Source organism: Sphaerisporangium corydalis (assembly GCF_025506355.1).
Classification (GTDB): domain Bacteria; phylum Actinomycetota; class Actinomycetes; order Streptosporangiales; family Streptosporangiaceae; genus Sphaerisporangium; species Sphaerisporangium corydalis.
This window is the reverse complement of sequence record NZ_JANZYP010000040.1, coordinates 24249-45658: the sequence shown is the minus strand read 5'-3', so window position 1 is coordinate 45658 and position 21410 is coordinate 24249. Positions and strand designations below refer to the sequence as shown.

Below are 21410 nucleotides of genomic sequence, written 5' to 3'. Positions count from 1 at the left end.
GCAGGGCGGCGCGATCCGGGCGGTGGCCAGGGAAATCACAGTTTGAAGAGTCCGATAGTGACGTGGAATTGGGTAGTTTCTGGGCAGAAGCCCCTGAAACACCCCTTTTTAAAGCGGTAAGGATGGTGGAATGTCGGGTCTCGCGGAGTCGGTCGCCGTAGGCGTCGAGGAGGAGTTCCACGTTGTGGACCTCGAGACTCGCCACCTCGTCCCACGCGCAGGTCACCTCCTTGAGCGGCTACCGGGGGCGCGGTTCACCCAGGAGTTGCAGCGGTCGGTGGTCGAGGCCAACAGCCGCCCGTACGTCCGGCTCGAGGACCTCGGGCACGACCTGACCGCGCTCCGGCGCACGGTCATCGAGGCCGCGGACGGCCTCGGGCTCGGGATCGTGGCGGCGGGGGGCGTGCCGCTGGTCGACCCGGCCGCCCTGGAGATCTCGCCGAACGCCCGCTACGAGCAGATGCTGGAGGACTACCAGCTCCTCACGCGCGAGCAGCTCATCTGCGGCGCCCAGGTGCACGTGGACGTCGCCAACCGCGATCTCGCGGTCGAGGTGGCCCACCGCGTGTCCCCGTGGCTGCCGCCGCTGCTGGCCCTCAGCGCCAGCTCCCCGTACTGGCTCGGCGCCGACAGCGGGTACGCCAGCTACCGCACCCTCGTCTGGAACCGGTGGCCCACCACCGGCCCGGTCCGCCGGTACGCCTCGGCCGCCGAGTACGACCAGATGGTCACCGACCTCGTGCGGTCCGGGGTGATCAGCGACCCCGGAATGATCTACTTCGATGTCCGCCCGTCCGCGCACGTGTCCACGGTCGAGCTGCGCATGTGCGACGCCTGCCCCAACGTGGGCAAGGTCGTCCTGCTGGCCGGCATCTTCCGCGCGATCGTCCTGCGCGAGCTGCACGCCATCGAGAGCGACGCCCCGACGGCCCCCATCCGCATGGAGATGGTCCGCGCGGCCACCTGGCGCTCGGCGCGCTCGGGCCTGGAGGGCAAGCTCGTCGACCCCGTCGAGGGCGTACCGCTCCCGGCCGCCGAGGTCGTCAGGCGGATGCTCGCCGGGCTGCGCCCTCAGCTCGACGCGACCGGCGACTGGGACCTGGTCACCACGCTGGCCGAGGAGGCCCTGGCCAAGGGCAGCTCCGCCGCCCGGCAGCGGCGCGTGCTGGAGCGCGGCGGGACCATGAGCGACATCGTGGACCTGCTGGTCGCCGAGACCCGCTCCGACGTCTGGCAGGCCGAGTTCGGCGGCCCCAACCCGGGCATGGAGACCAGCCTGCTCAAGGGGTACGACGCGGTGCAGGACGAGGCCGTGATCGTGGGCACCGTCCGCGCGCCCTACCAGCCGGTGCTCAAGGTGCTCGACGGGCTCGGGTCCGCCGAGCTGCGGGAGCGGGAGATCACGCGCGACCGCTACATGCGCGATACCGGCATGACCTTCCAGGCTAGAGGCCCCGGCGGCGAGATCCTGGAGGAGACGGTCACCGGTCGCAAGATGGCCGTCGACCTGGTCCCCCGGCTGGTCGCGGCCGACGACTGGGCGAAGATCCAGGAGGGGATGCCGCAGCGCGTCCGCGCCCTGGAGGCCTTCCTGCGCGACGTGTACGGCAGGCGCGAGGTGATCAAGGACCGCGTGCTCCCCGCCTGGGTCGTCGACGAGTCGCCCGGCTACCGGCCCGCGGGCTGGCGGGTGCACGCCGGATCGGTCAGGTGCACCGTCGCCGGGCTGGACGTGGCCCGTGACGGCGCCGGGCGGTGGGTCGTCCTGGAGGACAACCTCCGGGTGCCGTCCGGCATCGGCTACGCGGTCGGCAACCGCAGGATGGCCGAGCACGTGCTGCCCGAGCTGGACCGTTCGGCGGTCCTGGACGCCGGGGAGGCCGTCTCCCTGCTGCGCACCGCCCTGACGGAGTCCTCGCCCGTGAGCGACCCCGTCATCGGCGTGATCAGCTCGGGACCGGCCGACGCCGCGTACTACGAGCACAAGACGCTGGCCGAGCAGATGGACGCGATCATCGCCGAGCCCGCCGAGCTGGCCGTCCGTGACGGCGTCGTGTACGCGGCCGGGCGCCGCGTGGACGTGCTGTACCGCAGGATCGACGAGGACGACCTGCTGGCCAGCCCGATCGGCGCCGCCCTGCTGGACGCGGTCGAGCGGGGCACGCTCACCCTGGCCAACGCGCCCGGCAACGGCGTCGCCGACGACAAGAGCCTGTACCGTTACGTGCCGCGTCTCATCGACTACTACCTGGGAGAACGCCCTCTGCTCGCCAACGTCACGACCTATCTCTGCCGCGACACCGACGACCGCGAGCTCGTGCTCGACCGGCTCGGCGAGCTGGTGGTCAAGCCCGTCGACGGCTTCGGCGGCCAAGGCGTGATCATCGGGCAGGACTCCTCCCCGCAGGAGCTCAAGGTCGTCCGCGAGGAGATCCTCGCCGCGCCGGAGCGGTGGGTGGCCCAGGAGACCATCGCCCTGTCCACCCACCCCACCTTCGACGGCGAGCGCATGCGCCCGCACGTCATCGACCTGCGCGCCTTCGTGTTCACGGGCCGCCAGTCGATCGTCCCGCAGGCCGCGCTGACCCGCGTGGCCCCGCCCGACAGCATGATCGTCAACTCGTCGCTGGGCGGAGGGGCCAAGGACACCTGGCTGCTGAGGAAGGTCATCTGATGTGCGGCCTCACCGGTGAGATCCGCTTCGACGGCCGTACGGCCGACGTGGCCGCCGTCGAGCGCATGACGGCCTCCATGGCCGCGCGCGGGCCCGACGGGACCGGCCTGTGGTCGCTCGGGCCGGTCGCGCTCGGCCACCGCCGACTGAAGATCATCGACCTGTCCGAGCGCGGGTCACAGCCCATGGTCGACGCCGAGGCCGGCCTGGCCGGGGTGTTCAACGGCTGCCTGTACAACTACCGCGAGCTGCGCGAGGTCCTGGTGGCCGAGGGCCACCGGTTCTTCTCCACCTCCGACACCGAGGTGCTGCTGAAGGCTTACCGCCACTGGGGACACCGCTGCGTGGACCACTTCAAGGGCATGTTCGCCTTCGCCGTCGCCGAACGGGACACCGGCCGGCTCGTGCTCGGCCGCGACCGGCTCGGCATCAAGCCGCTCTACGTCACCCGGGACGCCGCGCGGCTCCGGTTCGCCTCCACCCTGCCCGCCCTGCTGGCCGGCGGGGGAGTGCGCACCGACATCGACCGCGTCGCACTGCACCACTACATGACCTTCCACTCGGTGGTGCCCTCGCCCCGGACGATCCTGACCGGCGTGGAGAAGCTGCCGCCCGCCACGGTGCGCACGATCGAGCCCGACGGCACAACCCGCGACGAGCGCTACTGGGACCCCCCGTACACCCGCCCGAGCGACCCCGGAGCGCTCCGGCCGGGTCAGCTCCGGCTGGACACGCTGCGGCCCGGCGGCGGCGAGATGGGGCCGGACGAGTGGCGCGAGGCCGTCCTGGACGCGCTGCGGGTGGCCGTGCGCCGTCGCACCGTCGCGGACGTGCCCGTCGGTGTGCTGCTCTCCGGCGGCCTGGACTCCAGCCTGATCGTCGCCCTGCTGGCCGAGGAGGGCCAGCGCGACCTCGCGACCTTCAGCGTCGGGTTCCACGCGGCCGGCGGCGAGTCGGGCGACGAGTTCGCCTACTCCGACCTGATCGCCCGGCGCTTCGGCACCGACCACCACCGCATCATGGTCGACGACCAGCGGCTGCTGCCCTCCTTGCACGACGCCGTCGCGGCCATGAGCGAGCCCATGGTCAGCCACGACTGCGTGGCCTTCCACCTGCTGTCGGAGGAGGTGTCCAAGCAGATCAAGGTGGTCCAGTCCGGGCAGGGCGCCGACGAGGTCTTCGCCGGCTACGACTGGTATCCCCCCCTGGAGAACGTTCCGCGCGGGGACGCCGCCGACGCCTACGCCAAGGTCTTCTTCGACCGCACCCACCAGGACCAGGCCGAGATCCTCACGCCCGGCTACCTGGCCGGCGAGGACGTCAGCCAGGCGTTCGTCCGCGAGCACCTCGCGATGCCCGGGGCCGACACCGCGCTCGACGCCGTGCTGCGGCTGGACACCAACGTCATGCTGGTCGACGACCCGGTCAAGCGGGTCGACAACATGACCATGGCGTTCGGCCTGGAGGCGCGCACCCCGTTCCTGGACCACGACCTGGTCGAGCTGGCCGCCATGTGCCCGCCCGAGCTCAAGCTCGCCTCCGGAGGCAAGGGGGTGCTGAAGGCCGCCGCACGGGGGCTGGTGCCCGACGCGGTCATCGACCGGCCCAAGGGCTACTTCCCCGTCCCGGCGATCCGCCACATCCACGGGCCGTTCCTGGAAATGGTCCGCGACGGCCTGACCGCACCGGCCGCGCGCTCGCGGGGCCTGTTCAGGCCCGAGATGGTGGATAAACTGCTGGCCGCGCCGGATGACCACAGAACCACACTGGGAGCCAACGCGTTGTGGCAACTTGGGCTCCTGGAGTTGTGGCTGCAAGCACAAGGAGTCTGACCGTCGACGTCTCGTGGACCTGCCGGTTCCCCGCCCTGTCACCTGACAACAAGGCCATCGCCTTCGTCAGCGACCGCGACGGTTCGCCGCGCGCCTGGGTCCAGCCCCTGCCCGAGCTCGCGGGAGCCGAGCCGCTGCTGGAGGGCGGCTTCGGCGCGCCCCCGGCACACCCGCCGCTCGCCCGGGTGATCGACACCGGCCCCGAGCCGGTCGGCAACGTGCTCTGGTCGCCCGACGGCCAGTGGCTGGCCGTCATGATCTCGCCGGGCGGCGGAGAGCACACGCAGGTGTGGGCCGTACGGCCCGACGGCACCGACCGCCGCCTGCTCGCCGGCCCGACCGACACCCCCGCGCGCGGCTCCGCCGTGTTCGTCCGGTGGACCGGCCAGGGGTCGACGCTCCTGGTCGCCGAGCTGGCCGGGACCGGCTCGACCGAGGCGGTCCTGATCGACGCGGGCCTCGGGCACCGTGACACCATCGCCGTCGGGCCGCTGATGTGGCCGAGCGCGGTGAGCCGCGACCACCGCCGGGTGCTGCTGCGCCACGGGCCGCGCGGCATGCGCGAGATGTCGGTCGCCGACCTGCCGTTCGGCGCCGAGCGCCCCCTGCTGCCGCCGACCACCGACCTCGGCACGCTGTCCCCGGACGGCGAGGTGGCCTACATCCGCTCCAACGCCGGCCGCGACCGCATGGCCCTGATCGCCATGCCGATGGGCGGCGCCCCCCAGGTGATCGCCGAACGCGCCGACGCCGAGCTCGACCGCTTCTCGGTGAGCGTCGACGGCACCGTGGCCCTGCTGGTCTGGAACGTCGCCGGCCGGTCGGAGCTGGAGGTCGCCGACCTGGTCGAGGGCGTCACCCGGCCGCTGCCGCCCCCGCCGGCCGAGGTGATCAGCTCCGCGCGGCTGTCCCTGGACGGCACACTGGCCGTCATGGCGGGGGAGGGCCCCGACACCCCCTCGTACGTCATGCTGTGCGACCTCGCGACCGGCGACTACCGGCGGGTCGCCGGCGACGACCCCCTCACCGACGGCCTCGATGCCGAGCTGGTCCGCTTCGAGGCCAGGGACGGGCTGGAGCTGACCGGCTGGCTGTACCGCGCGGGCCCGAAGGCGCCGTGCGCGATCTACCTGCACGGCGGGCCCGAGAGCCAGGAACGGCCGACGTTCAACCCGCTCTTCCAGCGGCTCGTCGCGGCCGGGATCAGCGTGCTGGCGCCGAACGTCCGCGGCTCCTCGGGGTTCGGCCGCGCGTTCCTGGACGCCGACAACCACGCGCTGCGCTTCCACGCCATCGACGACGTCGCGGACTGCGTCGACCACGTCGTGCGCACCGGCGTCGCCGACCCGGCCAAGATCGCCTGCATGGGCCGCTCGTACGGCGGCTACCTCACCCTCGCCGCCCTGGTCACCTACCCCGAGCTGTTCGCCGCCGGGGTCGACGTGTGCGGCATGGCCGACTTCGCCACGTTCTACGCCCGCACCGAGCCGTGGATCGCCGCCGCGGCCGTCACCGAGTACGGCGACCCGGTGGCCGACCGCGAGCTGCTGCGCGCCCTGTCGCCCCTGCACTCCTTCGACCGCCTCACCGCACCCCTGCTCGTCGTCCACGGCGCCCAGGACACCAACGTGCCCGTGTACGAGGCCGAGCAGGTCGTGGCCACCGCCACCGCGCGCGGCGTCCCCTGCCGCTACCTGCTGTTCGACGACGAGGGCCACGAGACCGTGCGCACGGCCAACCGGGTCACCTTCGTGGAGGCCGTCATCGACTGGCTGGGCCGGTGGTTCGAGGAATAGCCGCCCGGCGGGTGCGGTTGACTCGCGGCATGAGTGATCGAGTGGAGTTCACCGCCGACGGCCTCACGCTCGTCGGCGACCTCAGGGTGCCGCAGGGGGAGGGCCCCCATCCCGCGCTGGTGTTCACCGGGCCGTTCACCGGCGTGAAGGAACAGGTCACCGGCCTGTACGCGGCGCGGCTCGCCGAGGCGGGGTATGTGACGCTGGCGTTCGACCACCGCAACTTCGGCGAGTCCGGCGGCACGCCCAGGCGCCACGAGGACCCGCAGGGCAAGCTCGCCGACCTGCGGGCCGCCGTGTCGTACCTGCGCGGCCTGCCCTCGGTGGACCCCGGGCGGATCGGCGCCGTGGGCATCTGCCTCGGCGGCGGGTACGCCCTGCGCTTCGCCGCGTTCGACCCCCGGGTGAAGGCCTTCGTCGGCATCGCCGGGGCGTACAACAACCCGTACGCCATGCGGTCCGGCATGTCGGACGAGGGCTACCAGCAGGCGCTGACCGGCCTCACCGACGTACTCGAAGGGCAGGACCGCGGCGAAGCGGTGGACTACCTCCCGGCGGTGGCCGCCGAGGGCGAGGCCGCGATGGGCGGCGACGAGCCGTACGCGTACTACGGGACCGAGCGGTCGGCGTCGCCGGGGTGGGCCAACGAGGTGACCCGGGCGTCCATCCGCGAGCTGATCACCATGGACAACATGATGGGCGCCGACTTCCTGTCGCCCAAGCCCGGCCTGGTCGTCCACGGCGTCGTGGACCGTTTCTGCTCCCCCGAGGGGGCCGAGGAGGCGTACAAGCGCATGGACGAGCCCAAGCGCATCGTCTGGCTGGACGCCCGGCTGCACATCGACCTGTACGACACCGAGCCGCACGTCTCGCGGGCCGTCGAGGAGACCGCCCGGTTCCTCGGGGAGCACCTCTAGGGGCGGCGGCTATCGTGGCGCAGGTGTCGCCGCGCGAACTCGTCGTCCTGGGCACCGGCAGCCAGACGCCCACCAGGCACCGCAACCACAACGGCTACCTGCTGCGGTGGGACGGTGAGGGCCTGCTGTTCGACCCCGGGGAGGGCACCCAGCGGCAGATGATCCACGCCGGGGTCGCCGTCACCGACGTGCACCGGATCCTGATCACCCACTTCCACGGCGACCACTGCCTCGGCCTGCCCGGGGTGATCCAGCGGATGTCCCTGGACCGGGTGCGGCACCCGGTGCGCGCGCACTTCCCCGCCTCGGGCGCCGAGTACTTCGACCGGCTGCGGCACGCCAGCGCGTTCCACGAGGCCGCGACCCTGGCGCCCGAGCCGGTGGCGGACGGCGGCGGCGTGATCGCCAGGGGGCGTTTCGGCCGCATCGAGGCCCGCCCGCTGGACCACTCGGTGCCGGCGTACGGGTACCGGCTGGTCGAGCCGGACGGGCGGCGGATGTCGGCGGACCGGCTCAGGGACCGGGGGGTCGCCGGGCCGCGCGTCGGCCGGCTGCAACGGGAGGGCGTCGTCCGGGCCCGGGGCCGCACGGTCACGCTGGAAGAGGTCAGCGAGCACCGGCCCGGCCAGCGCTTCGCCTTCGTCATGGACACGCGGCTCTGCGACGCGGTGTTCGCCCTGGCCGACGGCGCCGACCTGCTGGTGATCGAGTCGACGTTCCTGGACGAGGACGCCCGCCTGGCGCACGAGCACGGGCACCTGACCGCGGGGGAGGCGGGCCGGGTGGCGAGGGAGTGCGGCGTCCGGCGACTGGTCCTGACCCACTTCTCCCAGCGCTACCCCGACCCCGAGGCCTTCCGCGCACAGGCCGCCCACTGGTTCCCCGGAGAGATCGTGATCGCCGAGGACCTGACCAGAGTGCCGGTGCCACCCCGCCTGTGACCTAGGGCCGATTCGGCGGCCACCGCCGAGCCGTCCGAGTCCCAGCACGACTCCAAGCGAGCGACTTTTGGTCAGGCGGTGGCGAAAGAGACGATATCGGGCAGCGGTGGGCTGGTGCCCTCACTGGTATCGACGGTCAACGTTGGCAGATCCATGCTGATCCAGCCGAATTCATCCATGTTGTATTCGCCCGCAGCGATCATTCTCAGCAGTTCATGGTCGGCATGAGCTTCCCGATGTTCGCCGTGCGCGACCCGGTGGGCTATGCGGTCATGGGCGAGTGCGGCGTCGACAGAGCACCGGATGACACGGATCTGCGCCAGGCCGGTGAGGGGCTCCAGGTTCGGCCGCCACAACCGGTCCTGGAAGGCTGCTTCGGCCACGACCGTGACACCCGCGCGCGCCAGGACGTTCAGGACCTCGAAGAAGACAGCAAGGGCCGGCAGGTTGAGGGGGTCGTCAATCTCGGCATCGAAGTCGGAAGCGGTCAGTACCATCCCCTGTTTGATCTCATCACGGATGATCGCTGGGCAAGCGATCTCCTTCGCGATCTGACGGGCCAGCGTCGTCTTGCCCGAGCCAGGAGGCCCACTCACCACGAGCAAGGTCGGCAACGGATTGCCGCATGGCTGCGCTGCGGCAGGAGCACGCAACTGAGCCCAGATCCTTTTGCCCCAGGTGAAGGTGTCGGTGCCCGTGGTCTCGGCAAGGGCGGCGACGATGGCCAGACCGCGGCCGCCCTCGTCGTCCACACTCGCGGTGCGCGGTGTGGGCCTCCTCACGGACCTGTCGGTGACGGCGACGCGTACCAAGTCGGCGGCAAGGCGGGTGATGGTGACCCGGATGAGACGGCAGCGAGTGTGCCTGGCAGCGTTGCCGACGAACTCGGAGACGACGAGCTCGCCGGCGTCGATGAGTTCGTCCAGCTCCCATGCGGACAGTGCCATGGAGAGGAGGACCCGGGCTTTGCGGGCGCTTTCCGGCTCGCAAGGCATGGTCTCGGCAAAGGTGCGCCGGCCAGTTGGTGAGGAGTGCACAGCGGGGGATGTCGTCGTCATGTGAGCCTTCAACGGTGTGCGGCGATTGAGTTCGGTGCAAGTGAATGACGGATAGCTGCCGGGCGGCTACGGTCTGAGATGGCGCAGAGCGTTTATTTGGTTTAACCAGCTGGGGTTCCGATGCCGAGGGCACGTGATGAGCGCCTCCCCAACGATCGTCTGCGAGAGATGATCGTCGTGTGTGGCATGAGCTATGACGGTGTGGCAGGTGCCGTGAGGCGCATCGCGGCGGAGAATGGTGAGGTGCTGCGGACCAACAAGTCAGCCATAGCGCACTGGGTCGCAGGCGTTGAGCCCGGTGAGAGGACCGCCGTCTACCTGGCCGAAGCGCTGTCGAGGCGGGCAGGTAGACCGGTGACGCCAACACAGCTCGGGCTTGGCGCCGGCGTGGGACCTGAACTGGTCGGCACACAGCCCATCGAGACGGCGGCCCTTCTCGGCTCTGCGGATGTGGAGCACCACAGCTTCCTGGCTGCCGCTGCATATACGGCCGCCGGTGTCATGATGCCATTGGAGTACGACCACGAGCCGGTGGCCCGACTGCTGCGGGCACGCACCGGACAAGCGCGGGTCGGAGCGGAGGAGGTCGCAGTAGTTCGTCGGATCACCACGGCCTTCGGCGCGGCCGATGAGGTGCTCGGTGGGGGGCACGGCTTGTCCACGGTCGCCGTCTATCTCGTGGACACCGCGGCCCCGCTGCTGTCTGGCCGCTTTGCCACTGAGAAGACCCGGCGCGAGGCATTCGGTGCTGCTGCGGAATTGTCGTGGCTGTTGGGTTGGAAGCATCACGATCTCGGCCAGGAGGGTGCGGCGCAGCGCTATTACCTGCTCGGTTTCCAACTCGCGGTGGAGGCGGACCCGCATGCGCATGCCGCGTGGATGATGCGCGCCGTGGCACACCAGGCGATCGGTTTGAAGCAGCACCGCCACAGCCTCGACCTTGTCCGGGGGGCGCTGACGCGAGCCGAAGGCTACGTGGACGGCGCGACGCACGCGCTCCTCCACATTACGCACGCCAGGGCCCTGGCAGCCCTCGGAGAGAAGCCTCGGGCCGCACACGCGCTGTTGGCCGCCGAAGACGCCCTCGGCCGAGACGGCGGGCCACAGCCGACGTACTCACTGCTGATGGGACCCGCCCCGGGCCTCGTGGACTCCCACACTGCCAGAACCCTGACAGAAATCGGGGACCACTCCGGCACGGAGGCGCGGCACCGGGCGGCCTTCGTGTCCTGGGATCCGGTTGCCTTTCCCCGTGTCCATCTGCTCACCCATATGGACCTGGGAGACTGTCTCGCTGTGCAGGCGCGTGCCGATGAGGCGATATCGGCCTGGAGCCAGGCGCTGGATCTGGCCGAGGGGATGGCTTCGGCGCGAAGCAGGTCGGCGCTGGCGTCAATCCGGCCTACCGTTGCCGTTTACCGGCGGCGCGGTGTTCCCGGCGCGGTGCTGCTGGAGCGCCGGATCCAGCAAGCGGCCGTCTGAAAGAATTGATCTGTGACCGACACCGCCCTGCCCCCGTCGCTTGACTCCCACACGCTGCTCGTCGCCGCCGTCATCGTTCACGACACGGCAGCGGGTCAGGTGCTGCTGATCCAGCGTGGGCCCGAAGCCAAGTTCGCTCCGCTGCACTGGGACCTGCCAGTCGGCAAGGCAGACAAGGGCGAGGTCATCACCGCGACAGCCGTTCGGGAGCTGAAGGAGGAGACGGGCCTGGTCGTGGATCCGGCCGAGCTGGCGGTCGCAGGCATCATCCACGGCGCGTGGGGTGTCGAGGCTCCGAACGGATTCTTGACCATCGTCTTCGTGGCGCATGCCTGGACCGGTGAACCGGTGAACGCTGAGCCACACAAACACTCTCAGGTGGCGTGGTTCGCCGCCGAGCAAGTGCCATCGGAGTTCGTGCCGACGACGCGCGCGGCCCTTGTGAAGTATCTCGACGGCGGGCCGATGGTGTCCATCGAAGGCTTCTGATCCTGCCGGCCATCAGCATCACCGGCCGGTCCGTGCCGCCAGGCCGAGGAGCGACGCCGTCCGCCAGGGCGGGGTGGCGGTGCCGGTCATCGACCAGTAGACCATCGACTCCGCCTTAAATCTTGCCTACAAACGGTCAGAGGCCCGGTCTCCGTTTCCGGAGACCGGGCCTCTGATCTTGGTAGCGGGGGCAGGATTTGAACCTGCGACCTCTGGGTTATGAGCCCAGCGAGCTACCGAGCTGCTCCACCCCGCGTCGGCTTGTGCCAACCTTATCGCCGATCCCCGCGTTGGCAAACCGGATCGCGGGAAGAGGGCCGGGACCTCTTGACCTTGGCGCTGAATGCTCCTTACGGTGCCGAGAAAGCGCTTTCCCAAGAGCGCTCGTCCAGAAAGCGCTTTCCCGAGCGAATGGGGAAGCCGGAGGAGGCCTTCGTGGCGACACGGTCCCTGGGCGTGCTGGTGAACGGCGTCACCGGCCGCATGGGTTACCGGCAGCACCTGGTCCGCTCGATCCTGGCCATCAACGAGCAGGGCGGCGTCGCCCTGTCCGGCGGCGAGCGGGTCCTGCTGGAACCGGTCCTGGCCGGTCGGAGCGAGGAGCGACTGCGGGAGATCTGCCGGAGGCACGGTCTGGAGCGCTGGACCACCGACCTGGCGGGCGCCCTGCGCGACCCCGGCGTCCAGGTCTACTTCGACGCCCAGGTCACCACGGCCCGGGTCAAGGCCATCACCCAGGCGATCGAGGCGGGCAAGCACGTCTACACCGAGAAGCCGGTGGCCGAGACGCTGGAGGAGGCCGTCGAGCTGGCCCGGCTGGCCCGCCGGGCCGGGGTGCGCACGGGCGTCGTGCAGGACAAGCTGTTCCTGCCGGGCCTGCTCAAGCTCAGGCGCCTGGTCGACGGCGGCTTCTTCGGGCGCATTCTGTCGGTGCGGGGGGAGTTCGGCTACTGGGTCTTCGAGGGCGACTGGCAGGCGGCGCAGCGGCCCTCGTGGAACTACCGGGCCGAGGACGGCGGCGGCATCGCGCTCGACATGTTCTGCCACTGGTCGTACGTCCTTTCGACCATCTTCGGGCGGGTCGAGGCGGTCACCGCTCGGGTGGCCACCCACGTACCGGAACGCGTGGACGAGTCCGGCCGCGCCTACCGGGCCACGGCCGACGACGCGGCGTACGGCATCTTCGAGCTCGAAGGCGGCGTGGTGGCGCAGATCAACTCCTCCTGGTGCGTCCGGGTCAACCGGGACGAGCTGGTGGAGTTCCAGGTGGACGGGACGGAGGGGAGCGCGGTCGCCGGGTTGCGCGGGTGCCGCGTGCAGCACCGGGCCATGACCCCCAAACCCGTCTGGAACCCCGACCTACCGGTCACCCACTCGTTCCGGGACGACTGGCGGGAGGTCCCCGACAACGAGGAGTTCGACAACGGCTTCAAGGTCCAGTGGGAGATGTTCGTGCGGGCCGTCGTCGAGGGCACCCCCTACCCCCACGACCTGCTCGCCGGCGCGCGCGGCGTCCAGCTCGCCGAGTGCGGGCTGCGGTCCTCGGCGCAGGGTCGCCGCGTGGAGCTGCCGGAGATCGTCCTGTGATCGTCCTGCCCGCCGCCGGGGGGCGGCTCACGGAGCACGAGCCCGGCCCGCCGGTCGCCTGGCCGCACCCGCCGGGACCGCCCAGGAGCCGCGTCGCCTACGCCGCCGCGCACGTGGTCGCCGACCCGTTCGGCGACAACACCCCCGGCGCGCCCGCGGCCGTGGACTGGGAGGCGACGCTCCGGTTCCGCCGCCACCTGTGGTCGTACGGGTTCCGGGTGGCCGAGGCCATGGACACCGCCCAGCGCAACATGGGGCTCGACTGGGCCGCGACGCGTGAGCTGGTCACGCGCACGGCGGCCGAGGCGAAGGGGTACGGCGACCCGGCCGCGCTGGTGTCGTGCGGGGCCGGCACCGACCACGCCGGCGACGCGTCCTCGCTCACGGAGGTGGTCTCCGGCTACGCCGAGCAGGTCGAGCTGGTCCAGGCCACCGGCGCAGGAGTGATCCTGATGGCGAGCCGGCGGCTCGCGGCGCTCGCCCGTTCGCCGGAGGACTACCACGCGGTGTACGGGCGGGTGCTGGCGGAGGTGGACCGGCCGGTCATCCTGCACTGGCTCGGCGAGATGTTCGATCCCTCGCTGGCGGGCTACTGGGGCTCGCGCGACGTCGGCGCGGCCACCGAGTCGCTGCTCGGGCTGGTCCGCGCCCACGCGTCGCGCATCGACGGGGTGAAGGTGTCGCTCCTGGACGCCGGCCACGAGACGCGCCTGCGTGCGGCCCTCCCGCCGGGGGTGCGGCTCTACACCGGGGACGACTTCAACTACTCGCCGCTCATCGAGTCGGGCAGTGACGCGCTGCTGGGCGTCTTCGACGCCATCGCGCCGGTCGCCTCCGCCGCGCTCCAGGCCCTGGACGCGGGCGACGCCGCCCGCTACCGGGAACTGCTCGCGCCGACAGTGCCGCTGTCCCGGAAGATCTTCGAGGCGCCGACGTACAACTACAAGACCGGGCTGGTGTTCCTGGCGTGGCTCGCCGGGCACCAGGACGGCTTCACCATGGTCGCCGGGGCGCAGTCCGCGCGCTCCGTCGTCCACCTGGCCGAGGTCTACCGCCTCGCCGACCGGGCGGGGCTCCTCCCCGACCCCGGCCTGGCCGAGTCCCGCATGCGGGCCATGCTCGCCACGGCCGGGATCACCTCGTGACCGCGCGTGCGCCGCGTCCGAAGCGCCCGGTGACCGCCGACGGCACGGCCGGGGTCGCCGCGTGACCGGGTACGGTGTGGACGTGCCGAGCGGGCGGCCCGCGTCGATCGCGACCCCGGCCCCGGGCGACCCGCGTCTCGCCAGGCTGTCCCTGAACCAGTGGACGACGCGGCGGCTCGGGGTGGCCGAGGCCGTGGACGGGTGCGCGCGGTACGGGATCCCCGCGATCGGGCTGTGGCGCGAGCAGGTCGCCGAACACGGCCTTTCGGCGAGCGCCCGGCTCGTCCGAGACGCCGGCCTGCGGGTGTCGTCGCTGTGCCGGGGCGGCTTCCTGACCGGCGACCCCGGCCCGGCGGTCCAGGACAACCGCAGGGCGATCGAGGAGGCGGCCACGCTGGGCGCCGACTGCCTGGTCCTGGTCGTCGGGGGGCTGCCCCCGGGGTCGCGGGACCTGGCCGGGGCCCGGGCCAGGGTCGCCGCCACCCTCGCCGAGATCGTGCCGTACGCCGCCGCCTCGGGGGTCCGGCTGGCCCTGGAGCCGCTGCACCCGATGTACTGCGCCGACCGCGCGGTGCTGTCCACCCTGGCGCAGGCCGTGGACCTGGCGTCCCGCTGGCCGGTCGAGGAGGTCGGTGTGGTCGTCGACACCTTCCACGTGTGGTGGGACCCGGAGGTGCTCACGCAGATCGCCCGGGCCGGCGACCGGATCGCGTCCTTCCAGGTCTGCGACTTCCTGGTGCCGCAGCCGGCGGACCCGCTGCTCGGCCGGGGCATGATGGGCGACGGCGTGATCGCCTTCCGCCCGCTGCGCGCCGCCGTCGACGCGGCGGGCTACACGGGTCCAATTGAGGTGGAGATCTTCAACGCCGACGTGTGGGCCGCCGACGGCCATGAGGTGATCGCCACCCTCGCCCGCCGCTACGTCACCGAAGTGCTCTGACCCGGCACCGCGGCGGACCCACCGTCAAGGGGACGAAGCTCCGTCGCGCTCACGTGACCTGTCGCCACATGGACGCGAAAGGTGCCCACGTATCAAGTTGGGCGAGCATCTGCGATTCGGTCCCGGCCGGCAGTAACAGCAGGCACCGGTCCATGCGGGCGTCGGCAAGCGCGTCAAGCAGCCGGCGGTCCGGCGCGGCGTTGAACACCGTGATCGGGATCCGTCCCCAGCCGGTGTCGGTGGCACGCCGGCGTAGTGCCACGGCACGCTCGCTCAGTTCGGCGGCGTCCGCGAGCCCGTCGCACTGCGGGAACCAGCCATCGCCGAACGCCAGAACCCGATCCTCGGCGCCCGGCCCGTTGCCGCCGACCAAGACAGGTGGATGCGGACGCTGCAGCGGCTTGGGCCAGGACCAGATCGGGTCGAAGTCGACGTACGTTCCGTGGAACTCGGCCTCATCGTCGGTCCAGATCCGGCGCATCGCCTGCACCCGTTCGGCCAGCAGCGCCATCCGGGTGCGGGGGTCGGTGCCGTGGTTGGCCAGCTCCATGCGGTTCCAGCCGGCGCCGACGCCGAAGAGAAACCGGCCGCCGGACAGCTGGTCAAGGCACGCGACCTGCTTGGCCGTCACGATCGGGTCCCGCTGCGTCACCAGGCACACTCCGGTGCCGAGCTTGAGAGTGCGGGTGACCGCAGCGACCGCGGACAGCGCCACGAACGGGTCGTAGGTTTCAGCGTAGGGCCGGGGGGAGCTCCCGTCCGGCCGCCGGCTGTGCACGGGGATATGGGTGTGTTCCGGAAAGAAAAGCGACTCGAAGCCGCGTTCTTCGACCGCGCGACCGATCGCGGGCGGCTCCATGCCGTACACGCCGGCGAAGGTGGTGATCCCGATGTCCACGCCGTCAATCTAGAGGGCATTCGCCGCGCCGGAAACGCATTTATGCCCCGCCCGCAATGATCCGTCCTGTGGTGCGTGCGGTGTCGTGTCGTGCGTGTCGTGGGAGGTGGCGTCAGCCGGGGAGGCAGTCGGTCTTGCCGGAGATCTCCACGTTCGGCTTCCGGGTGCGCAGTGTGACGGTGAAGACGATGCCGAGTGACTCCTTGCGCAGCACGCTGACGTTCACTCCGAACTGCGCGTGCGGCCCCTCGGCCTCCTGGTACCCCATCGTGTGGAACTCGCTGGCCAGTGTTGAGGTCACCGCGGCCTCGGCCCCTTGGGGCATGTCGCCGGTCATGGTGTACACGCTGCGCCCGGTCCCCTGCGGGCAGCCGGAGCGGTCGGCGGTCAGGGCGGTGGTCTTGCCGTCCAGCTCGATGCGGCTCAGCACCGCGGCGTCGTCCCGCAGGATCGACGTCGTCTGGCCGAGCGTCAGCCCCTCGGCACAGGCGGCGGTCAGCACCAGGACGGTGGCGATCAGCCCGACATGTCGCATCCCGGCCACTCTACCGATCACCCCCGCGGCGTGGCTCCTCAGCGGGGCGCGGGGCCGTGGTGCCCGCCGTGGTCGCGGAACAGGCCGGGAAGCTCGGCCCGGCCGCTGATGCCGAGCTTGTCGTAGCTGTGGGACAGGTGGTTGCCGACCGTGCGGGCCGCGATGCCGAGCGCCGTGGCGATCTGCGGGTTGGTCTCGCCACGGGCCGCGCGCAGGGCGATCTGGTGCTCGCGCCGGGTGAGGACCGGGGCCAGGCTCAGGTCCAGCGCGGGGGTGCGCGCGTCCTCGCACAGCGCCGTCCACTCCGCCGCGTGCCAGGACGACCTGCCCGCCGAGTCCTTCATCCCGCGCTCGCGGTGCGCGCCGGCGGCCTGGGAGGCGGCCTCCGCGGCCGTGAGGTGCGCGCCGAGGCGCGCGAAGCCGGCGGCGACCGCGTCCAGCCCTGCCGCGTCCCGGCCCGCCAGGGCGGCGGCGTGCCGGGCGAAGAGCGGGGGAAGCGGGCCGTCGGCCGTGCCCGCGAGCTCCGCCAGCCGGTCGAGCGCCGCGCCCGGCTCGCCCAGCCGCACCACGTCGTGCAGCAGGCAGAGCTCCCAGGAGTGGGCGCCCATCTCCCCGGCGCGACCGGCGGCCCGCAGGCTGACGGCCACGGCGCCGCCGATGTCGCCCTCGGCCGCCGCCACGGCCGAGGCCGCCGCGTCCAGGGAGAAGTTGAACAGGGCGAACGCGTCGAGCGGGCGCGCGCGGGCCTCCTGGAGCAGCCGGCGGGCTCCGTCGAGGTCGCCGAGCAGCGCCAGGGAGTGCGCCAGCTCGGCGGCGCCGACGTGGGCGAGCACGTTCGTCTCCTGCTCGGCCCACAGCCGCCGGGCGTCACGAAGGTGGCTGACCGAGGAGCGGGCCCGCCCCAGCAGCCGGGCCGAGCGGCCGAGGGCCAGCGACGACAGCGTGGTCGCGTACGGCCACGCGGTCGGGTTGCCCGTCATGGTGTCGTGCCAGTGCCGGGCGGCCAGGTCGGCGCCCCGGAGGTCACCGGCGAACTGGAGCGCGTAGACCGCGCCCAGCGTGGGGATGCCGCGCAGCCAGGGGTAGGTCGCGACATGGTCGTCCATCCGGTCCAGTGCCCGGCGGGCGGCCTGGCTGCCTTCGACGTTACGTCCGGTGAACGCGGTGACCATGCTGTGCGCCGCGAGCCGGACGGTCTCGCCCGCCGCGCTCAGTCCGGGCAGCTCGGCCAGTTCCCGTGACAGCCGCAGCGCCGCCTCGCACCGCCCCACGTACGCCAGCCAGGCCACGTACGTCGGCCCGAGGTCGTCGCGCCAGGACGAGGCGAGCATGGCGGGGGCGGCGGCCGCGAGCAGGGCCAGGCCGTCGTCCACGCGGTCGTGGGCCCACAGGAGGTTGACCCCCCGGACGAAGTCCAGGCGGACGCGCCCGTGCCGGTCCGCACAGGCCGGGGGCGCGGCGTAGAAGGCCTCGGCCTCGCCGGGGCCCCCGCTGAACAGCAGCAGGTCGCCGAGCAGGGGCACGGCCTCGACGCTGCCCGCGGCGATGGCGGCCTTGGCCAGGCGCCTGGTGAGCCGGACGTCGTACCCGCCCCACGCCTGCCTGGCCGCCGCGAGGAGCGACTCACGCGTGGCGGGGGTGCCGCTCTCCAGGCGCCACAACGCCACGTGCAGCGCGTCGTCCCCCCGGCGGGCGCCGTAGGCCTCTATCGCGTCGGCCAGTTCCGCCTGCCGGGCCCGTGCCCTGGTCACCGGCAGGGTGGCGTGCACGATGTCCCCGTGCAGCGGATGGCCGAGGCGGACCTGGACGCGGTCCCCGTCGCGGTCGATCTGCACCAGTCCTGAGCGTTCCAGCCGTTCGATCGCCACCGGGGACGTCAGCCGGGCCAGGAGGCTCAGCCCGAGCACGCCGGCGAAGGCCAGCAGTTCCAGGGCGTGCCGCTGGTCGGCGTCCAGACGGGCGACGCGGGCGCGGATCAGCTCGCGCAGCCGGGGCGAGGCCTTCCACGGGCCGCGCCACAGCCACACCCCCTCGCTGTCGGTCAGCGTCCCCTCGGCCTGCCCGGACTCGACCAGCTCGCGAAGGAGCAGGGGGTTGCCCCGGGCCGCGCCCTGGAGCCTGGCCATGGTGGTCCGCTCGATCTGCCCGTCCAGCGCCTTGGCGAGGGCCGCCTCCATCTCGGCGTCCGACAGGGGGTGGACGTCGATGCGTTCGAGCACGCGCTCCTGCCACAGTGCCGTCAGCGGCTCCGGTGCCCGTTCCCCGTCGCGGATGGACACGACCACGCGGGCCGCGCCCGAGCGGCTCAGCTCGGCGATGAGCAGCATCGACAGGTCGTCGAGGAGGTGGGCGTCGTCGACGCTGACCACCAGGGTCCGGCCGGCCGCCGTCGCCTTCAGCGCCTCGGCGGCGCGTTGCACGGGGTTCCACATGGGCGGTTCCTCGGCGGGCGGGCGAGGCAGGATGCGGTGGACGGCGCCGAACGGGGTCGGGGGCCCCGCCGTGCAGGTCATGGTCGGCAGCACCTTGTAGCTCCGGTCCGCCCGCGCCAGCCGGGCGAGCGTGTTGCGCATCAGCTCGGTCTTGCCGGTCCCGGCCGGCCCGGTGAGCGCCACGCCCGCCTGGCCCGGCATTCGTAACGCGGCGGTTATCGTGGTCATTTCCCTTTCTCTGCCGACGAACGGCCATTCACCCTTCATGATGAAATTGTAGGGTGGCCGGCCCGGGTCCGCCGGGGGTGTTATCAGGTACCGGGGCGGCGCCTTTCCCGGCGCTTCTCCCTAAGTACGAAATATAGCCAGGTAAGTATGGAAAGCGCCCCAAATGCACCGAAAAGCCGAACCATCTCCACGACGTCGCTCGGTTTCAGCGGCGCGGTCGTATTGATCAGGGTCAGGTAGCCGAAACAGAATGTGACCGGCACGAAGACCGCCGCCCATGCCCGCCGGTCCCACCTGAAGAGCGAGTACCCGTCGAGAAAGCGCAGCGGCAGGAGGGCGAACACCACCGTGCTGATCATCGTGAGGGTGACCGTGCTCAGGAACAGGTCGACCAGCCGGGTGAGCCCGCCCAGCTCGCCCGCGTCCATGGCCTGGTCGATCCGCGCCCACGCCGCCAGCAGGGCCACGGCCACCGCCGTGGTCAGCACCGACGCCACCAGAACCGCCCGCCCCTCGGTGGTGTGGTCCTGCCCGCCGGCCCGGGCGCCCCGCACCTCGAAGACGGCGACCAGCCCGTAGACGTAGCCGGGCTGGAACCCGGCCGCCAGCGACAGCAGGCCGCACAGCACGGCGAGGACCAGCGCGCCGGGGAGCACGCGCATGGTCGTGGTCTCCACCCCACGGAAGGTGACGGCCCTGGGCACCCACCCGTAGGTCAGGGTGGTGATCAGGACGGCCAGGAAGAACGCCGGCCCGAGCGCGGCCATGTTGGCCATCGAGAACCGTTCCCCGGCGAGGTCACCCGCAGGCACCCGTGCGTCGGGCGAGGTCAGCGTCAGCAGGACCGTCGCCACCGCCGTGAAGAGCAGCAGCTTGGCACGCGGCCTCAGCGCCGCGCGGATCCGCGCCACGGCGCGGCGCGTCGGCCACCGCCGCCCCTTCCCCGCGTTCTCCTCCAGGACCTTGTTGACGATGTCCGGCGGGAACCCGACCAGGGGCAGGACCAGGAAGGGGGCGAACACCAGCAGCGCGAGCAGCAGCGCGCCCGTCAGGGACGTCGCGACCTTCTCGGGGTCGAAACGCAGATCGTGCAGGGACGCGAGCTCCCTGGGGATGGCGAACCGCGCGGCGACCTGCTCCCACACGTTCAGGCTCGCGGTCGCCGACACCTCGGCGGCGGACGCGAGCGTCGCCCGGCCCCCGTCCAGGCCCATGGCGGTCCCCTTCGTGGCACAGGTGAAGCGCACGACGTGGCCGCCCGCGGCGAGGTCCCGCGGGACGGTGAAGGCCGCCCGCGGTGCCGTGCCACCGCGCAGGTCGTCCGGGCTGACCCGCCGGGTGTCGAGGAAGATCCGCGGGTGCGCGCAGCCGCGCGGGAAGTGCTCGCCCCGGAGCAGCACCCGCTGGCCCCGCCGGGCGCTGGCCGGGTCGACGGTGAGGGCGGGCCGCGGTGTCCTCCCCGCCTTGCGGGTGGGCTTCGAGCTCTCACGGGTGGGGGCGACGGACGGGCGGGCCGTGGGCGACGGCGGCTCCGTCGGCGGGCCGCCGGTCGGTGGAGGGTGGGTGGGGGGGGGGGGGGGGGGGGGGGGGGGGGGGGGGGGGGGGGGGGGGGGCGGGGGGGGGGGGGGGGGGGGCGTGCGGGTGACGTGGCTGGGTGACGGCTCGTCCCGCCGGGTGACCTTCAGGGCCGCGCGGGCGGGCGCCCCGAGGTCCTGCACGCACCGCACCGTGACCACCGCGGTCCTCGGTCCCGCGTCCTCGGGCACCCTCAGCACCTGGGAGAAGGCGGCCTCCGCCGATTCCTCCTGTGAGGAGGCCAGCACCGCGCCCGCCTGCTCCCACAGGACCGTGAAGACCCCGCCCGGCCCCGGCGGCCCGCCCGGCCGGCAGTACAGGCCGCGCACCCGCAACGTCACCTCGTGCCCGGGGGCGGCCGAGGACGGCAGGAGGCCGATCTCCAGTCCCGGGATCACGGTGACCCGCGCCGGCCGCGGTCCCACCCCCGAGAGCTCGCAGCGGACCGTGACCTCGTGGACGCCCGGCGCGGCGTCGGCGGGGATCTGGACGATCGTCCGGATCCCGCTCACAGGGTCGGTCGTGCCGGACCGGAGGGCGCCGCCGTCCCAGATCACCTGGAAGGGCCCGTCCTCGCTGTCCTGCACCTCAGCCTCGGGCGTCGGCGACCCGTCGTCCGGCGCCATCTCCTCCGGTGACCCGCCGTCGTCCGGATCGTCTGACCCGCCGTCGTCCGGCTCGTCGTCCTCGGTGTCGTCGTCCTCGGCCGCCGGGCAGTGCATGCCGGCCTGCCACACCTCGATGGAGGTGTTCCGGTAGCCCCAGGCGGGCGTGACGGACGGCGGGTGCGCCGCCACGGCCGCCCCCACGACCCCCGATCCGGCGAGGCCGGAGAATATGACCATAACCAATCGCGCTAAATGACGTTTCCCCACGATTCA

15 protein-coding genes and 1 tRNA gene are annotated in these 21410 nt (G+C 72.2%); 10 read left to right on the top strand and 6 right to left on the bottom strand.

Going from position 1 to position 21410, the window contains the following annotated elements:
* Positions 1-130 precede the first annotated feature (130 nt).
* The 5 genes from NYZ98_RS25060 to NYZ98_RS25040 are packed head-to-tail and all read left to right on the top strand — an operon-like array spanning position 131 to position 8160.
* Positions 131-2674 (top strand): carboxylate--amine ligase/circularly permuted type 2 ATP-grasp protein, encoded by a 2544-nt coding sequence (locus NYZ98_RS25060; RefSeq protein WP_262845561.1) that lies wholly within the window; start codon positions 131-133, stop codon positions 2672-2674.
* Complete coding sequence (locus tag NYZ98_RS25055; protein WP_262845559.1) at positions 2674-4506, top strand: N-acetylglutaminylglutamine amidotransferase; 1833 nt, start codon at positions 2674-2676, stop codon at positions 4504-4506. The genes NYZ98_RS25060 and NYZ98_RS25055 overlap by 1 nt, the downstream gene beginning before the upstream one ends.
* Entirely contained in the window at positions 4482-6302 is a 1821-nt protein-coding gene (locus NYZ98_RS25050; protein WP_262845557.1) for a S9 family peptidase, read from the top strand. The genes NYZ98_RS25055 and NYZ98_RS25050 overlap by 25 nt, the downstream gene beginning before the upstream one ends.
* A gap of 29 nt (positions 6303-6331) precedes the next feature.
* Positions 6332-7219 carry an alpha/beta hydrolase gene (locus tag NYZ98_RS25045; protein WP_262845555.1) on the top strand — a complete coding sequence of 296 codons (888 nt, stop codon included), beginning with the start codon at positions 6332-6334 and terminating at the stop codon, positions 7217-7219.
* Between the two features lie 23 nt (positions 7220-7242).
* Complete coding sequence (locus NYZ98_RS25040; protein ID WP_262845553.1) at positions 7243-8160, top strand: ribonuclease Z; 918 nt, start codon at positions 7243-7245, stop codon at positions 8158-8160.
* A 71-nt stretch (positions 8161-8231) separates the two neighbouring features.
* On the opposite strand, the gene NYZ98_RS25035 is transcribed toward NYZ98_RS25040, so the two are convergent.
* Positions 8232-9218: an AAA family ATPase gene (locus NYZ98_RS25035; protein ID WP_262845551.1), complete on the bottom strand. Its 987-nt coding sequence runs from the start codon at positions 9216-9218 to the stop codon at positions 8232-8234.
* A 168-nt stretch (positions 9219-9386) separates the two neighbouring features.
* Between NYZ98_RS25035 and NYZ98_RS25030 the strand changes: the two genes are divergently transcribed.
* Both NYZ98_RS25030 and NYZ98_RS25025 read left to right on the top strand, forming a co-directional pair.
* Complete coding sequence (locus NYZ98_RS25030) at positions 9387-10700, top strand: tetratricopeptide repeat protein (RefSeq protein ID WP_262845549.1); 1314 nt, start codon at positions 9387-9389, stop codon at positions 10698-10700.
* A 12-nt stretch (positions 10701-10712) separates the two neighbouring features.
* Complete coding sequence (locus NYZ98_RS25025; RefSeq protein WP_262845547.1) at positions 10713-11189, top strand: NUDIX domain-containing protein; 477 nt, start codon at positions 10713-10715, stop codon at positions 11187-11189.
* Between the two features lie 179 nt (positions 11190-11368).
* Here the strand turns inward: NYZ98_RS25025 and NYZ98_RS25020 are convergent.
* A tRNA-Met gene (locus NYZ98_RS25020) sits at positions 11369-11445 on the bottom strand.
* Positions 11446-11600: 155 nt separating this feature from the next.
* Here NYZ98_RS25020 and NYZ98_RS25015 point away from each other — a divergent pair.
* The 3 genes from NYZ98_RS25015 to NYZ98_RS25005 all read left to right on the top strand — a co-directional run bounded on the left by NYZ98_RS25015 (position 11601) and on the right by NYZ98_RS25005 (position 14861).
* A complete protein-coding gene (locus NYZ98_RS25015; RefSeq protein ID WP_407696427.1) occupies positions 11601-12776 on the top strand; it encodes a Gfo/Idh/MocA family protein in 1176 nt (391 codons plus the stop codon).
* 5 nt (positions 12777-12781) lie between these two features.
* A complete protein-coding gene (locus NYZ98_RS25010; protein WP_380708592.1) occupies positions 12782-13921 on the top strand; it encodes a dihydrodipicolinate synthase family protein in 1140 nt (379 codons plus the stop codon).
* Between the two features lie 61 nt (positions 13922-13982).
* On the top strand, positions 13983-14861 hold the full coding sequence (locus tag NYZ98_RS25005) for a sugar phosphate isomerase/epimerase family protein (protein WP_262845542.1): 879 nt from the start codon (positions 13983-13985) through the stop codon (positions 14859-14861).
* A gap of 49 nt (positions 14862-14910) precedes the next feature.
* Here the strand turns inward: NYZ98_RS25005 and NYZ98_RS25000 are convergent, their stop codons facing one another.
* The 4 genes from NYZ98_RS25000 to NYZ98_RS24985 form a co-directional block, all read right to left on the bottom strand.
* Positions 14911-15759 carry an LLM class F420-dependent oxidoreductase gene (locus NYZ98_RS25000; RefSeq protein ID WP_262845540.1) on the bottom strand — a complete coding sequence of 283 codons (849 nt, stop codon included), beginning with the start codon at positions 15757-15759 and terminating at the stop codon, positions 14911-14913.
* A gap of 112 nt (positions 15760-15871) precedes the next feature.
* On the bottom strand, positions 15872-16294 hold the full coding sequence (locus tag NYZ98_RS24995) for a hypothetical protein (protein ID WP_262845538.1): 423 nt from the start codon (positions 16292-16294) through the stop codon (positions 15872-15874).
* A 38-nt stretch (positions 16295-16332) separates the two neighbouring features.
* A complete protein-coding gene (locus tag NYZ98_RS24990; protein WP_262845536.1) occupies positions 16333-18993 on the bottom strand; it encodes a LuxR C-terminal-related transcriptional regulator in 2661 nt (886 codons plus the stop codon).
* Positions 18994-19037: 44 nt separating this feature from the next.
* Positions 19038-21374, bottom strand: coding sequence for an FGLLP motif-containing membrane protein (locus tag NYZ98_RS24985; RefSeq protein ID WP_262845534.1), 2337 nt, complete (start codon positions 21372-21374; stop codon positions 19038-19040).
* Positions 21375-21410 lie beyond the last annotated feature (36 nt).

What these genes read in the sequence shown, in the direction of transcription:
- NYZ98_RS25060 (WP_262845561.1), top strand. Translation starts at nt 131, where the DNA reads ATGTCGGGTCTCGCGGAGTCGGTCGCCGTAGGCGTCGAGGAGGAGTTC.
- NYZ98_RS25055 (WP_262845559.1), top strand. Translation starts at nt 2,674, where the DNA reads ATGTGCGGCCTCACCGGTGAGATCCGCTTCGACGGCCGTACGGCCGAC.
- NYZ98_RS25045 (WP_262845555.1), top strand. Translation starts at nt 6,332, where the DNA reads ATGAGTGATCGAGTGGAGTTCACCGCCGACGGCCTCACGCTCGTCGGC.
- NYZ98_RS25035 (WP_262845551.1), bottom strand. Translation starts at nt 9,218, where the DNA reads ATGACGACGACATCCCCCGCTGTGCACTCCTCACCAACTGGCCGGCGC.
- NYZ98_RS25030 (WP_262845549.1), top strand. Translation starts at nt 9,387, where the DNA reads ATGATCGTCGTGTGTGGCATGAGCTATGACGGTGTGGCAGGTGCCGTG.
- NYZ98_RS25015 (WP_407696427.1), top strand. Translation starts at nt 11,601, where the DNA reads ATGGGGAAGCCGGAGGAGGCCTTCGTGGCGACACGGTCCCTGGGCGTG.
- NYZ98_RS24995 (WP_262845538.1), bottom strand. Translation starts at nt 16,294, where the DNA reads ATGCGACATGTCGGGCTGATCGCCACCGTCCTGGTGCTGACCGCCGCC.
- NYZ98_RS24990 (WP_262845536.1), bottom strand. Translation starts at nt 18,993, where the DNA reads ATGAAGGGTGAATGGCCGTTCGTCGGCAGAGAAAGGGAAATGACCACG.
- NYZ98_RS24985 (WP_262845534.1), bottom strand. Translation starts at nt 21,374, where the DNA reads ATGGTCATATTCTCCGGCCTCGCCGGATCGGGGGTCGTGGGGGCGGCC.